General features: G+C 53.9%; 14 protein-coding genes. 4 read left to right on the top strand and 10 right to left on the bottom strand.

Annotation, left to right across the window (positions count from 1 at the left end; translation table 11 throughout):
* The first annotated feature begins 108 nt into the window (after positions 1-108).
* From yciZ to osmB, 3 genes are all read left to right on the top strand, one after another.
* Positions 109-291 carry a protein YciZ/DeoL gene (gene yciZ / locus WFM46_RS15345; protein WP_103179877.1) on the top strand — a complete coding sequence of 61 codons (183 nt, stop codon included), beginning with the start codon at positions 109-111 and terminating at the stop codon, positions 289-291.
* Between the two features lie 68 nt (positions 292-359).
* Positions 360-1115 (top strand): DNA-binding transcriptional regulator YciT, encoded by a 756-nt coding sequence (yciT, locus tag WFM46_RS15340; RefSeq protein WP_103179878.1) that lies wholly within the window; start codon positions 360-362, stop codon positions 1113-1115.
* Positions 1116-1381: 266 nt separating this feature from the next.
* Positions 1382-1597 carry an osmotically-inducible lipoprotein OsmB gene (gene osmB, locus WFM46_RS15335; protein ID WP_103179879.1) on the top strand — a complete coding sequence of 72 codons (216 nt, stop codon included), beginning with the start codon at positions 1382-1384 and terminating at the stop codon, positions 1595-1597.
* A 112-nt stretch (positions 1598-1709) separates the two neighbouring features.
* Here osmB and yciH read toward each other — a convergent pair whose 3' ends face one another.
* The 5 genes from yciH to pgpB form a co-directional block, all read right to left on the bottom strand.
* Positions 1710-2036 carry a stress response translation initiation inhibitor YciH gene (yciH, locus tag WFM46_RS15330; protein ID WP_336997955.1) on the bottom strand — a complete coding sequence of 109 codons (327 nt, stop codon included), beginning with the start codon at positions 2034-2036 and terminating at the stop codon, positions 1710-1712.
* Positions 2036-2773 carry an orotidine-5'-phosphate decarboxylase gene (pyrF, locus tag WFM46_RS15325; RefSeq protein WP_103179881.1) on the bottom strand — a complete coding sequence of 246 codons (738 nt, stop codon included), beginning with the start codon at positions 2771-2773 and terminating at the stop codon, positions 2036-2038. The genes yciH and pyrF overlap by 1 nt, the downstream gene beginning before the upstream one ends.
* A gap of 180 nt (positions 2774-2953) precedes the next feature.
* On the bottom strand, positions 2954-4123 hold the full coding sequence (gene lapB / locus WFM46_RS15320) for a lipopolysaccharide assembly protein LapB (RefSeq protein ID WP_103179882.1): 1170 nt from the start codon (positions 4121-4123) through the stop codon (positions 2954-2956).
* A gap of 6 nt (positions 4124-4129) precedes the next feature.
* Positions 4130-4438 (bottom strand): LapA family protein, encoded by a 309-nt coding sequence (locus WFM46_RS15315; RefSeq protein ID WP_336997954.1) that lies wholly within the window; start codon positions 4436-4438, stop codon positions 4130-4132.
* 151 nt (positions 4439-4589) lie between these two features.
* Positions 4590-5354: a phosphatidylglycerophosphatase B gene (pgpB, locus tag WFM46_RS15310; RefSeq protein ID WP_336997953.1), complete on the bottom strand. Its 765-nt coding sequence runs from the start codon at positions 5352-5354 to the stop codon at positions 4590-4592.
* 197 nt (positions 5355-5551) lie between these two features.
* Here pgpB and ribA point away from each other — a divergent pair, with 197 nt between their 5' ends.
* Positions 5552-6142 (top strand): GTP cyclohydrolase II, encoded by a 591-nt coding sequence (ribA, locus tag WFM46_RS15305; protein ID WP_168192025.1) that lies wholly within the window; start codon positions 5552-5554, stop codon positions 6140-6142.
* 39 nt (positions 6143-6181) lie between these two features.
* Here ribA and acnA read toward each other — a convergent pair whose 3' ends face one another.
* From acnA to topA, 5 genes are all read right to left on the bottom strand, one after another.
* Positions 6182-8857, bottom strand: coding sequence for an aconitate hydratase AcnA (gene acnA / locus WFM46_RS15300; protein ID WP_156654652.1), 2676 nt, complete (start codon positions 8855-8857; stop codon positions 6182-6184).
* Between the two features lie 164 nt (positions 8858-9021).
* Positions 9022-9123 (bottom strand): small membrane protein YmiC, encoded by a 102-nt coding sequence (ymiC, locus tag WFM46_RS15295; protein WP_231568169.1) that lies wholly within the window; start codon positions 9121-9123, stop codon positions 9022-9024.
* A gap of 298 nt (positions 9124-9421) precedes the next feature.
* A complete protein-coding gene (locus tag WFM46_RS15290; RefSeq protein WP_336997959.1) occupies positions 9422-9562 on the bottom strand; it encodes a YmiA family putative membrane protein in 141 nt (46 codons plus the stop codon).
* A 333-nt stretch (positions 9563-9895) separates the two neighbouring features.
* On the bottom strand, positions 9896-10870 hold the full coding sequence (cysB, locus tag WFM46_RS15285) for an HTH-type transcriptional regulator CysB (RefSeq protein WP_103179887.1): 975 nt from the start codon (positions 10868-10870) through the stop codon (positions 9896-9898).
* Positions 10871-11056: 186 nt separating this feature from the next.
* On the bottom strand, positions 11057-13595 hold a 2539-nt coding region (gene topA, locus WFM46_RS15280), incomplete at its 5' end, for a type I DNA topoisomerase (RefSeq protein ID WP_336997952.1).

Genomic DNA, 13595 nt, shown 5'->3' with positions numbered 1-13595 from the left:
AAATATCACTACCATTAATGGGCTTTCGTTAGCTCACTTTTTCCCTTCTCTTTTGCCTTCAATTTCTGCATCATTGAATTTATTCACTTTTCATTTAGGGATGAGATTATGTCTGATATCGATGCACTGAAAGTGGCGCAACGTATTGATACTGTGCTGGATATTCTGGTCGCAGGCGATGTGAACTCTGCTCTTCGTAATCTCGAGATATTAAAATCAGAATTACTGACCCAGGCGGGCGAGCAGAAAAACCCCGAGGCAGTATCGCCTAAATCCCCCTGGGAAGTTTAAGGCTCGATCCATCTCTCGTGTTTATGTCAGTTTTCAACTAACGGCGATGCCGTTTTAATATGGATGCTATGAACTCCCGACAACAAGTAATATTACAGATGGTGATCGATACAGGGCGTGTGAGTGTCGTTGATCTGGCAAAAGCGACCGGCGTGTCAGAAGTCACCATCCGCCAGGATCTCAATCTTCTGGAAAAAATGAGCTATCTCCGTCGCGCGCACGGTTACGCCGTCCCGCTGGACAGCGAAGATGTTGAAACGCGGATGATGAACAACTATGCGCTGAAACGCGAGCTGGCGGAGTTTGCCGCGTCTCTGGTGAATAATGGCGAAACGGTGTTTATCGAGAACGGCAGCTGCAATGCCCTTCTCGCGCGCACGCTGGCCGACCAGAAAGAAGAGGTTACCATCGTGACGGTGAGCAGCTATATAGCGCATCTTCTGAAGGAGACGCGCAGCGAAGTGATTTTGCTCGGCGGCATTTACCAGAAAAAAAGCGAAAGCATGGTTGGCCCGCTTACCCGTCAGTATGTGCAGCAGGTCCATTTCAACAAGGCATTTATCGGCATTGATGGCTGGTTGCCTGATACCGGCTTTACCGGACGGGACATGATGCGCTCGGATGTGGTAAATGCGGTGCTGGAGAAAGGCGGCGAGACCATTGTGCTCACCGACAGCTCAAAATTCGGTGCGGTTCACCCTTATACCATGGGCCCGGTCTCTCGCTTCAGCCGGGTTATTACCGACGAGGGCATTAAACAGGCGCACATCGCTAATCTGCAGCAAGACGGCTTAACCGTCGATATCGTCAAAAAACCTGCCTGACCCTACTCTAACGCCCGAATATCGGGCGTCATTTTTCTGCCCCTTCGCTCTGAGACTTTTCTGAACCCCCGTTTAAGACTATTTACCTGTCGGATCAGTAATAAAGACGTAAAATTATTGTTAGCGATATAACAGGAAGTAACTATCACCTGCGTGATCTTGTAACGCCTGCGCAATCAAGTTTCATGGAATAACGCGCTTGAGGGGGATTGATAACCATTTAAGCGAAATGATTTCCGTGGATCAATACTTCAGGAGAATGAATTATGACTTTTAACAGCAAAAAATTATCCGCTGCTATGCTGGCCGTTACGCTGGCATTATCCCTGAGCGCGTGCTCCGGCATGAGCAGACAAGACCGTAATACCGCGATTGGTGCGGGTGCTGGCGCAATCGGTGGTTCCGTCTTAACTGACGGTAGCACGCTGGGTACCCTGGGTGGTGCTGCAGTGGGTGGGATCATCGGTCACCAGGTTAAATAACCTACCGATTGCCACCGCAGTCATTTGATGACGCCCTGCTGTTCTGGCGCTATCTCAAAATAAAAACAATAAGCCACGGTCTCGACCGTGGCTTATTTGTTTTGGCGGTACGTTAACCGCCCGCTAATTTCACTTTCATCCCTTTTGCTTCCAGGAGGGATTTAATGAGATCCCGCTTATCGCCCTGGATCTCAATAACGCCATCTTTAACTGAGCCGCCGCATCCGCATTTTTTCTTCAATTCTGCGGCAATCTGCGTAAGGGTGGCATCGTCGGCGTCAATTCCGGTGATCAGCGATACGCCCTTCCCTTTACGTCCGCTGGTCTGGCGTTGAATACGTACAATGCCATCACCTTTTGGTCGCTCAGCGATCTCTTTTGGCTCATCAATGCGCCCGGTTTCTGTCGAATAGACCAGGCGACTGTTAGTGTCGCGCATTACGCCCCCTTCTGAAGTGATGCGTTGATAGCTTTCAGGGTTTGTGCCGGATCGGCTGACTGGGTGACCGGTCGACCAATAACCATATAGTCCACGCCCGCCGCCAGCGCCTGTTCTGGGGTCATGATGCGGCGCTGATCGCCTGCATCGCTCCCCTGGGGACGGATGCCCGGCGTGACCAGCTTGAAATCCTGTCCGATGGCACTTTTGAAGCGAACGGCTTCTTGAGCAGAGCAGACGACGCCATCAAGGCCACAGGAGTGCGTCAGGCGGGCCAGACGTTCGGCATGCTCTGCCGGTGACAACGTCACGCCAAGGTCCAGCAGATCGCTGGCTTCCATGCTGGTCAGCACGGTAACGGCAATCAGCAATGGGGCCTCTTTACCGAAGGGTAACAGCGCTTCGCGAGCGGCGGTCATCATACGCGCCCCGCCGGAGGCGTGAACGTTCACCATCCAGACTCCAAGCTCAGCCGCAGCCGCAACCGCATGGGCCGTGGTGTTAGGAATATCGTGGAATTTCAGATCCAGAAAGACATCAAATCCGCGCTGCTGCATATCCCGAACAATTTGCGGACCAAAAAGCGTGAACATCTCTTTACCGATTTTCAGGCGGCAGTCTTGCGGATCAATTCGATCAACGAACGCCAGGGCATTGTCGCGATTGTTGTAATCCAGAGCGACAACAACAGGAGATTCAGTAACTACGCGGGAGGAAGATGAAGCTACAGACGTCATGACCGGACCTTCTCGTCGATGGGCGCCGCATCGGCGCGGGAATGTTAAACGGCGAGCATTCTACCTGCGCACCACAAAAATTAACAGGTTACATTTTCTTTCCTGCCAGACTACAGCGCGCACGGACCCAGTGTTTAACCTTAATTAGTATGTTGTAACTAAATTAAGCCTTTTTAAAAATTACTGCCCATCGAGGCCGCGAATTGGCTTAATAGTGGACCAGGCGCGGCATGACGGACAGTGCCAGTAGAGGGTATAGGCCGTAAAACCACACTTCTGGCAGCGATAGCGCGGCTTGCTGCGCACCTGCTCGCCTACCATGTCGCGCAGCACCATCAGGCTCTCTTTGGCGCGCCCCTCTTCTGCCTCGTTCAGGTGATAATCCATCAACTTATGGAAGACGCGCATGGTGGGATGGCGCTGCAGCTGGCGGGTAATGTAGACCTGCGCCGTATCACTGCCTTCGTGTTCCTGAACCACATCCGCCAGCATCAGCTCCGCTGTCGCCCCGGTGTTCTCTTCCACGCAACGGCGCAGGAAAGCCACCCACTCTGAGGTCATGCCCAGCTGCTGATAGCAGGTTTGCAACATCTCCAGGGTTTCGCTGACCAGCTCTTTATCCTGATCGATAACCCGGAGCAGGCTCTCCACCGCCTTCTGGTAATCCCCTTTCGCCATATAGACGCGCCCCATCATGATGGAGACGCGCGCGCTGCTGCGATCCGCGGCGGCACCCTTGCGAAGAAGCGCCATGGCTTTGTCCATATCTTCGCTGCCCATCTGTTGCAGGGCGAGTTCACAGTAAAAGTGGCCAATTTCAACGCGCTGTTTATCTTTGCCGAGCTTCACCAGACGTTCAGCAACGTCGATCGCTTTCTGCCATTCGCTGGTGGCCTGGTAAATCTGCAGCAACTGCTGCAGGGCGCTGATGCGAAAATCGGTTTCATCCACCAGCTGCTTGAACATCTCTTCGGCGCGATCGTAGAGGCCGGCCGCCATGTAGTCACGGCCCAGCTGTTGTACCGCCAGCAAACGCTGCTCATAGGTTAATGAGGCGCTCTCCATTAAGGTCTGGTGGATGCGGATAGCGCGGTCGACTTCACCGCGGGAGCGGAACAGATTACCGAGCGTAAGGTGGGCTTCAACGGTACCGGTATCCTCTTTCAACATCTCAAGGAACAGATCGACCGCTTTATCCTGTTGGTTGCTCAGAAGGAAGTTAACCCCGGCGACATAGTCGCGAGAAAGACGGTTCGCCTCATCCTGCTTTGTTTGTTGCGCACTTCTGCGGCCCATATACCAGCCATAGGCTGCGGCTACAGGCAAAAGCAGAAACAACAACTCCAGCATCTTAGATTATTCCTTCGCTACCGGCACACCTGAACTTACCGGAACGTCGGCCGGAGGCGCAATTTGGTTTTCATGACGTTTAATCTTTCGTTCAGCCCGGGCGAGTGTTACCCGAACTTTAAGCCAGAACAGACCGCAAATCAGCCAGCCGATAACAAACCCGGCAGCAAACAGAACCGCCAGGAGGCTGGATATCCGATATTCGCCTTGCGCCAGCAGATAATTAAACGTTACCTGTTGATCGTTTTGCGCACCCAATGTGACGGAAATGACAAAAATCGCCAACACCAGTAAGAAAATGAGTAAATATTTCACATTACTTCCCGTTATGTGGTTTAAGCGAATAAAGAGTGTTCACCATAGCGTAACCAGCCTTATAAACTACCATTTTCAGGACGGGCGCGAAACGGAAAAAGCGTCGCGCCACGTCCAGATCTGCGGCTTAATATAATAATTTCAACCTCAGTCAGCTTTCTTGCTCTCTGTCGGCAATTTCCCGCTTCTCTTCAGCCGGAGGCGTGAGCGGGCCACAGAATCGCTGAGCAAGCCAGGTCGCACAGGTGATCAACAGCCAGGAAATCAATGTGGCGACCACCAGATCCCGCGGCCAGTGCATGCCAAGCAGCAAGCGGCTTCCCATCACGCCCGTCGCCCAGACCAGCAATACCACGATAGTGACCGTGCGCCGACGCGGCCACAGCAACCCTATCCCCAGTAACGCCCAGCTTGCCGCGAACATGGTATGCCCGGACGGGAAAGCAAAACCGGTCTCTTTCTGCCAGTGTTTACGTAAAAAAGTGGGAATAGTCTGTTGTTCAGCAAGCTGTTCTTCTACCAGCTCACCGCGCGCTTTACGCTTTAAATTGTAGAAGTCGTTGACCGGGACATGGTGAGTTTTTTCCAGCCAGACCACGAAAGGACGCGGCTCCTGCACCCGATCTTTTACCAGGGATTTAACGCCCTGACCCACCAGAATGACCCCCGCAAGGATGGCAAAAAGCATGACGGCTGCCCGCAGGCGGAAACGCAGGCACCACAAAAACCAGCCGCAGAGTAGCGTATGCGTAATAATTCCCCAGGGCTGGGTGACGGTCTCCGTTATCCAGAACAGCACCTTCAACCATCCGCTATTCGTGCCTGGCTGCCACTGCCAGCCCGTTATCCATAAGGCCGCAGGCATAATGAGCAATATCCCCGCGCCAACCGCCGTGCGGCGGGCAATTGAAAGCATGTCGTCTCCTTTTTCCGATAAGCCTCACAATCATAACCGAAAAATCAGAACTGCGTAAAAATGTCGGATTGTGCGTTTAACGTTCGTTAAGCCGGCAGTGATTAGGTGAACCCGTGCAGCTTGTGGCAAAATAAGAACATACCGACAGCCAAACAGGCGACAGACACAAGGCGTGTCAGCATTTTCTGGAGAATCACATGCAGCTTAAACGTGTGGCAGAAGCCAATCTGCCAACCCCCTGGGGCGATTTCCTGATGGTGGGCTTTGAAGAACTGGCAACCGGGCAGGATCATGTCGCGTTAGTCTTCGGCGATACGTCCGGGCAGACGCCGGTTCTGGCTCGCGTTCATTCTGAGTGTCTTACGGGTGATGCCCTGTTTAGCCTGCGCTGCGATTGTGGTTTTCAACTTGAAGCTGCCCTGTCGCGCATCGCCGAAGAGGGCCGGGGCATTCTGCTGTATCACCGTCAGGAGGGCCGCAACATCGGTCTGCTGAATAAGATCCGCGCCTATGCGTTGCAGGATCAAGGCTACGATACGGTTGAAGCTAATCACCAGTTGGGCTTTGCTGCCGATGAACGTGATTTCACCCTGTGCGCGGATATGTTCAAGCTGCTGGGCGTCGATGAAGTGCGTCTGCTGACCAATAACCCGCGGAAGGTGGAGATCCTGACCGAAGCCGGGATCAACATCGTTGAACGTGTGCCGCTGATTGTGGGGCGTAACCCGAAAAACGAACACTATCTGGATACCAAAGCGGCCAAGCTAGGTCATCTGCTTAACAAGTAAAAACAACAGCCCGGCAATTTATGCCGGGCTGATTTTCTTTTAGTTCAGCATATTACGAATGACATAGTGCAAAATGCCGTCGTTCTGGTAGTAGGTGAGCTCCGTCGCGGTATCGATACGACAGCGGCAGTTCACCACCTCGGTTTGCCCATCAGCTCGCGTCAGTTTGACCGGCACGGTGGCGCCAGGCGTCAGGTTCTGCAGATCCGCAATGTCAATGCGCTCCTCACCCGTCAGCCCCAGGGTTTTACGCGATACCCCCTCCGGGAACTCCAGAGGTAAAATCCCCATCCCGATCAGGTTTGAACGGTGGATACGCTCAAACGATTCGGCGATAACGACGCGTACACCGAGCAACCTGGGTCCTTTTGCTGCCCAGTCGCGGCTTGATCCGGAGCCGTACTCTTTCCCGGCAATGACCGCCAGCGGGATGCCATCCTGCTGATATTTCATCGCCGCATCATAGATTGAGATCACTTCGGTTCCGGGCAGATAGCGTGTCATTCCGCCTTCCACCCCAGGCACCATCTCGTTGCGGATACGAATATTAGCGAAGGTGCCACGCATCATCACTTCATGGTTGCCGCGACGCGAACCGTAGGAGTTGAAGTCCCGTCGCTCTACGCCACGACTCTGGAGATAACGTCCTGCCGGGCTATCCGCTTTGATACTGCCTGCCGGGGAGATATGGTCGGTGGTCACCGAGTCACCGAGGATGGCCAGCACGCGCGCGCCGTGGATATCTTCCAGCGGTTTGGGTTCTGCCAGCATCTCGTCAAAGAACGGGGAGAGACGGATATAAGTGGAATCCTCCTGCCAGCTATAGGTATCTGAGCGCGCCACTTCAATGGTTTTCCACTCCGGCGTGCCTTCAAACACTTCGGCGTACTCTTTGCGGAACATGTCGGTGGACACTTTTTCAACCGCAAGGGCAATTTCCTGTGCCGATGGCCAGATATCTTTCAGATAAACCGGATCCCCTTTGCGATCGTATCCCAGCGGATCGGTTGCCAGATTGATATTCATGTTGCCCGCCAGCGCATAGGCCACCACCAGCGGCGGAGAGGCCAGCCAGTTGGTTTTAATCAGCGGATGGATACGTCCTTCAAAGTTACGGTTGCCCGAGAGCACCGCCCCTACCGTCAGATCGCCCTGCTTGATTGCTGTCTCGATAGGTTCCGGCAGCGGCCCAGAGTTGCCGATACAGGTGGTACACCCGTAGCCCACCAGGTTAAAGCCCAGTTCATCAAGATACGGCGTCAGGCGGGCCTGCGCCAGATAATCGGAGACCACTTTCGAGCCCGGGGCCAGCGAGGCTTTAACCCATGGCTGGCGTTTCAGGCCGAGGGTAACCGCTTTTTTCGCCAGCAGCCCCGCCGCCATCAGGACGCTGGGGTTCGAGGTGTTGGTGCAGGAGGTGATGGCCGCGATCGCAACCGCGCCGTCCGGGAGTTGGTACTGCTGGCCGTTCATGACGTAATCAATGGGCCGGCGATCCTTCTGTGCGGTATTGACCTCCAGTTCAGTGCTGGCGGCAAACGCCTTAGGTACATCCGGCAAAGCCACCCGGTCCTGGGGACGTTTCGGCCCGGCGACGCTGGCCTCTACATCGCCCATATCCAGCGCCAGGGTGCTGGTGAACACCGGTTCATCGCCCGGATTACGCCACATCCCCTGTGCTTTGGCGTAGGCTTCCACCAGCGCGACCTGCTCGCTGCTGCGACCGCTAAGGCGCATATACTCCAGCGTCACGCCGTCAATGGGGAAGAAACCGCAGGTAGCGCCATATTCAGGCGCCATATTGGCGATAGTGGCCCGGTCTGCCAGCGGCAGAGAGTCGAGGCCGTCACCATAGAATTCTACAAACTTACCCACCACGCCGTGCTTACGCAGCATCTGGGTGACGGTGAGCACCAGGTCGGTGGCGGTAATGCCCTCGCGCAGCTTGCCGGTCAGCTTAAAGCCGACCACATCCGGGATCAGCATTGAAACCGGCTGGCCGAGCATCGCCGCTTCGGCTTCGATCCCCCCTACCCCCCAGCCCAGCACGCCGAGACCGTTGATCATGGTGGTGTGGGAGTCCGTGCCGACCAGCGTATCGGGGTAGGCCACCCACTCCTTATCCTGCAGTTCACTCCACACCGCTTTGCCGAGATACTCCAGATTGACCTGGTGGCAGATACCGGTGCCAGGTGGGACGACGCTGAAGCGACTGAACGCCTGCTGGCCCCACTTCAGAAACACATAGCGTTCGTGGTTACGCTCCATCTCCAGACGCACGTTCTCTTCAAACGCCTCATCATCGCCAAAATGGTCCACGGTCACCGAGTGGTCAATAACCAGGTCAACCGGGGAGAGCGGGTTCACTTTTGCGGTATCGCCCCCCAGGCGTTTTACCGCTTCACGCATTGCCGCCAGATCAACCACCGCCGGGACGCCGGTGAAATCCTGCATCAGCACCCTGGCCGGACGATAGGCGATCTCCCGGTCGGCGTGGGCGTTCTGCAACCATCCGGCCAGGGCGTGAATATCCTCAGCCGTAACGGAGAGGTCATCCTGCCAGCGCAGGAGGTTTTCCAGTAACACTTTAAGTGACTTGGGTAAGCGCGCAATATCCCCAAGTTCCTTTGCGGCCAGTGGCAGACTGTAGTAGTGATAGGTTTTGTTCTCAGCCTGCAATGTGTCCTTACTGGCTTCGCGTAGGGTTAACGACATAAGCTCCTCCTTAATTACCGGGATTGCGATGCCCTGACTTTTATCAGGGCCGTAATTAAAGATAACACATCGTCACCGTAACGATTTGATAACAACTCAAATGGACAAATTCAGTGCAAAAAGAAGGCATAAAAAAGCCCCGCGGGCGCGAGGCTTTCATCATTTCACTGTAGGGTGAGCCAGATTAGCTGACACCAGAAGAGGATCGAGAGGGAAAAGGCGGCCATCCACGACCAGTATTTAGCTCCGGATATATTATTCATCATTGCGGCACCACGCTTTATTAATTTATTGCTCGCTGAGTTTGTCTCAGTTCGGTATTGCTGATGTGTATTTATTAAAGAGTACAAAAGCGCATCGGATTATTATCGCCGGGGGCTGATAATAAGAATTATTGTTTTTTGTCTTCGTCTTCTGCGAAGAGATCAATGAAAGCTTGTTGTACAGGCGATAGCTTCCAGGATGCCGGGACGTTACCTGTGGATCCATTACGGACTTTGCGACGCGTGTCACGCTGCTGACATACAGGCTTCACTGCTTCACTACGCCCCTGAACCGCCATGCTTAACCCCAGAATTTCCAGATAAGTAAAGCCACCACTACCCAAAACAGGGTGGAGCCGAGAAACACCGTCAGCCAGGCTTTGCGCTTAAGTCCTGGGTCCCTTTGCGGCTCTTGACGTCCTGACGGCATTGCTAACCCCATACAATCGATTTCGCTTATCATTTGAATACCAAACAATTGGTATAAGTAATCGTAGTTGAGATAAATCCTAAAGAAACTTTAGTCGAAGATCCAGCGAATTTACGAATCGTCTGGCATGAAATAGTTAATCTTTTGAGCGGAAATATATAAATGAAACGTGGGATTTGCATAGCTGCAAAATATTTTCTATTTTTGTCACGTTTTTACAACTGACTCATGAAAAAAACGCCATAACATTATGGTTATTGTGAGAAATGAACGCAGATCGGGGGGATTTAATTCGGGTCTTGAGAAATAACGGTATCTCTCCCGAAGGAAAGATACCGGAGGTAATTATTTTTCAGGCAGCTTAATATCTTTAAACATCGCTTCGATATCGTCGTTAGAGCGCAGCGCCACCGCCGTATCTACCACGTCACGGGTCAGATGTGGCGCAAATCGTTGAATAAAATCATACATATAGCTACGCAGGAAGGTGCTACGGCGGAAACCAATTTTGGTCGTGCTGTGGCCGAATACGCCCTGGGTATCCAGACGCACTAAATCCGGATCGGCAACAGGATCCACCGCCATGCTGGCGATAACCCCGACGCCAAGACCCAGCCGCACATAGGTTTTGATCACATCGGCATCGGTGGCGGTAAAGACGATCCTCGGCGTAAGCCCCGCGCGATTAAAGGCGGTATCGAGTTCCGAGCGGCCCGTAAAGCCGAAGGTGTATGTCACCAGCGGATACTGCGCCAGCTCTTCAATGGACACCGACGTTTTTGCCGCCAGCGGATGTTCCGGCGTCACCACAATCGAACGGTTCCAGTGATAGCAAGGCAGCATCACCAGATCGTCATACAGATGCAGCGCTTCGGTGGCGATGGCAAAGTCCGCATTGCCCTTGGAGACCGCTTCGGCAATCTGTGTTGGCGAGCCCTGATGCATATGCAACGACACGCGAGGGTAGCGCTCGATAAAGCCTTTGATCACCCCTGGCAACGCGTAGCGCGCCTGAGTATGGGTGGTGGCAATATACAACGAGCCTTTATCCGGCCAGGTGTGCTCTCCGGCAACGGATTTAATGGCATCAACCTTCGACAGCACTTCGCGGGCGATGCGGATAATCTCCTGTCCTGCTGGCGTTACCTGGGTAAGATGCTTACCACTGCGGGCGAAAATCTGGATCCCCAGCTCATCTTCAAGCATGCGTACCTGCTTACTGATGCCGGGTTGCGAAGTGTAAAGACCTTCTGCGGTGGAGGAGACGTTAAGGTTGTGGTTGACCACCTCAACGATATAGCGGAGCTGCTGTAGTTTCATGCCAGACCATCCGATTTAGCGCACACGGGCAATCGCTTAAGACGATTTGATAATAAAGAAAGGGTTAACTATAACCACTATATCACTTATATCTTTGCTGTATAGCCCGGAACAAAAAATAATAACCCGGTAATAAAAAAGGGCCGGAATACCGGCCCTTACGAGGTAACTTAGCGTAAATTAAGGCTATTTCTTGCCTTCAACCCATTTGCCGTCAACATAAAATGCTGACCAGCCAGTGGCTTTACCCTCTTTCTCAGCAGCGACATATTGCTGCTTGGTTTTACGGCTAAATCGCACCACGGTCTTATTACCTTCTGCATCCTGCTGCGGTGCATCAGCCAGGTAACGCAGTTTTTCTGGCAGGCGATCGCGGAAGCGGTAAAGCTCCTCAACCAGCGGCGCACGCGTTTCACGCGATTTCGGGAAGGTATTCGCCGCCAGGAAGACGCCCGCAGCACCGTCACGCAGTACAAAGTACGCATCGGATTTTTCACACGGCAGCTCCGGCAACGGAACCGGATCTTCCTTCGGCGGTGCCACTTCACCGTTACGCAGGATCTTACGCGTGTTTTTGCAGTCGTCATTGGTGCAGGCCATGTACTTACCAAAACGCCCCATTTTCAGGTGCATTTCAGAACCACACTTCTCGCATTCCACAATCGGACCGTCATAACCCTTGATGCGGAACTCACCCTCTTCAATCTCGTAACCGTCGCAGGTCGGGTTGTTACCGCAGACATGCAGCTTACGTTTTGGGTCGATGAGGTAGCTGTCCATCGCTGTGCCGCACTTATTGCAGCGGCGTTTGGCGCGTAATGCGTTGGTTTCCGCATCGTCGCCTTCCAGCACGTTCAGCACTTCGTTTTCCGGCACCAGGTTGATGGTGGTTTTGCAGCGCTCCTTCGGCGACAACGCATAGCCTGAGCAGCCAAGGAAGACACCGGTCGTGGCGGTACGAATACCCATCTTACGGCCGCAGGTCGGACAGTCGATGCTGGTCAGCACCATCTGGTTCGGCTGCATGCCACCCTCTTCCGGATCTTTTTCCGCTTTATCCAGCTGCTTGGTGAAGTCGCTGAAGAAGCTATCCAGCACCTTCTTCCACTCGGCTTCATGGTTAGCCACCTGGTCCAGGCTGTTTTCCATCTGCGCGGTAAAATCGTAGTTCATCAGCTCGCGGAAGTTATCTTCCAGGCGATCGGTGACGATTTCACCCATTTTCTCCGCATAGAAACGGCGGTTTTCCGTGCGCACATAGCCGCGATCCTGAATGGTCGAGATGATCGACGCATAGGTCGACGGACGACCGATACCACGTTTTTCCAGCTCTTTCACCAGCGAGGCTTCGCTGAAGCGTGCCGGCGGCTTGGTGAAGTGCTGAGCCGGGGTCAGCTCAACCAGGGAAAGTTCATCCCCGGCGTTGACCGCTGGCAGGGTTTTATCTTCATCACCCTTACGCAGCGCAGGCATCACTTTGGTCCAGCCATCGAAACGCAGGATACGGCCACGCGCCTTGAGGCGGAAATCACCCGCGCCGACGGTCAGCGTGGTGGAGTCATACTGCGCCGGGGTCATCTGACAGGCAACAAACTGGCGCCAGATCAGCTGATACAGTTTTTGCGCATCGGCTTCCATATCCTTGAGGGATTCCGCCAGCACAGAGACGTCAGAAGGACGAATCGCTTCGTGCGCTTCCTGGGAGTTCTCTTTGCTGTTGTACTGATTGGCGCTTTCCGGCAGGTATTTCTTACCGAAATTGTCGCCAATGTAATCACGCACCATGTTGACGGCGTCCTGGCTCAGGTTGGTAGAGTCAGTACGCATATAGGTGATGTGACCCGCTTCATACAGACGCTGCGCCATCATCATGGTTTTTTTCACGCCATAGCCCAGACGGGTGCTGGCCGCCTGCTGCAATGTGGAGGTGATAAACGGTGCGCCAGGCTTGCTGCTGGTCGGTTTGTCTTCACGATCCAGCACCTGATAGCGCGCTTTTTCCAGCAGCGCTACCGCGGCCATGGTCTGTTCGCGATTTTCAGGACGGAACGGCTTATCGTTCTGGTGCGACACTTCCAGCGGCAGGGTGTCGCCGCCCGGCGTGGTCACGCTGGCGTCAATTTCCCAGAACTCTTCTGGCACGAACGCTTTGATTTCGCGTTCCCGTTCAACCACCAGACGCACGGCAACAGACTGTACGCGGCCTGCGGAAAGTCCACGCGCAATCTTTTTCCACAGCAGTGGAGAAACCATGTAACCCACGACGCGGTCCATAAAGCGGCGCGCCTGCTGAGCGTTGACGCGGTCGATATTCAGCTCACCCGGCTTTTCAAAGGCCTGGCGGATCGCGTTTTTAGTAATTTCGTTAAACACTACGCGGCTGTAGCGTGTGTCATCGCCCCCGATCACTTCCCGCAGGTGCCATGCAATGGCCTCCCCTTCGCGGTCAAGGTCGGTTGCGAGATAGATGTGGTCGGCTTTTTCCGCCAGCTGTTTCAGCTCGGAGACGACTTTCTCTTTACCCGGCAGTACTTCGTACTGTGCCTGCCAGTTATCCCATGGGTTAACTCCCATGCGATTTACGAGCGCGCTACGTTCATCCTTTTTAGGCTTTTTGGCCCCTTTGGTGGAGGTAGAGTCGGCGCTCTTCTTGGCTGAGCCACTGGTCGGCAGATCGCGGATATGACCGACGCTGGACTTAACCACGTAGTCACTACCCAAATAC

Origin of the sequence: Leclercia sp. M50, assembly GCF_037150775.1 — a bacterium.
Lineage (GTDB): Bacteria > Pseudomonadota > Gammaproteobacteria > Enterobacterales > Enterobacteriaceae > Enterobacter.
Note: the sequence above shows the minus strand (reverse complement) of the source record. Positions and strands in the feature narration are given on the sequence as shown.

Excerpts from the sequence above, each read along its gene's own strand:
- osmB (WP_103179879.1), top strand. The coding sequence starts at position 1,382 with ATGACTTTTAACAGCAAAAAATTATCCGCTGCTATGCTGGCCGTTACG.
- acnA (WP_156654652.1), bottom strand. The coding sequence starts at position 8,857 with ATGTCGTTAACCCTACGCGAAGCCAGTAAGGACACATTGCAGGCTGAG.
- yciH (WP_336997955.1), bottom strand. The coding sequence starts at position 2,036 with ATGCGCGACACTAACAGTCGCCTGGTCTATTCGACAGAAACCGGGCGC.
- pgpB (WP_336997953.1), bottom strand. The coding sequence starts at position 5,354 with ATGCTTTCAATTGCCCGCCGCACGGCGGTTGGCGCGGGGATATTGCTC.
- ymiC (WP_231568169.1), bottom strand. The coding sequence starts at position 9,123 with ATGATGAATAATATATCCGGAGCTAAATACTGGTCGTGGATGGCCGCC.
- pyrF (WP_103179881.1), bottom strand. The coding sequence starts at position 2,773 with ATGACGTCTGTAGCTTCATCTTCCTCCCGCGTAGTTACTGAATCTCCT.
- lapB (WP_103179882.1), bottom strand. The coding sequence starts at position 4,123 with ATGCTGGAGTTGTTGTTTCTGCTTTTGCCTGTAGCCGCAGCCTATGGC.
- yciZ (WP_103179877.1), top strand. The coding sequence starts at position 109 with ATGTCTGATATCGATGCACTGAAAGTGGCGCAACGTATTGATACTGTG.
- WFM46_RS15290 (WP_336997959.1), bottom strand. The coding sequence starts at position 9,562 with ATGGGGTTAGCAATGCCGTCAGGACGTCAAGAGCCGCAAAGGGACCCA.
- yciT (WP_103179878.1), top strand. The coding sequence starts at position 360 with ATGAACTCCCGACAACAAGTAATATTACAGATGGTGATCGATACAGGG.
- cysB (WP_103179887.1), bottom strand. The coding sequence starts at position 10,870 with ATGAAACTACAGCAGCTCCGCTATATCGTTGAGGTGGTCAACCACAAC.
- ribA (WP_168192025.1), top strand. The coding sequence starts at position 5,552 with ATGCAGCTTAAACGTGTGGCAGAAGCCAATCTGCCAACCCCCTGGGGC.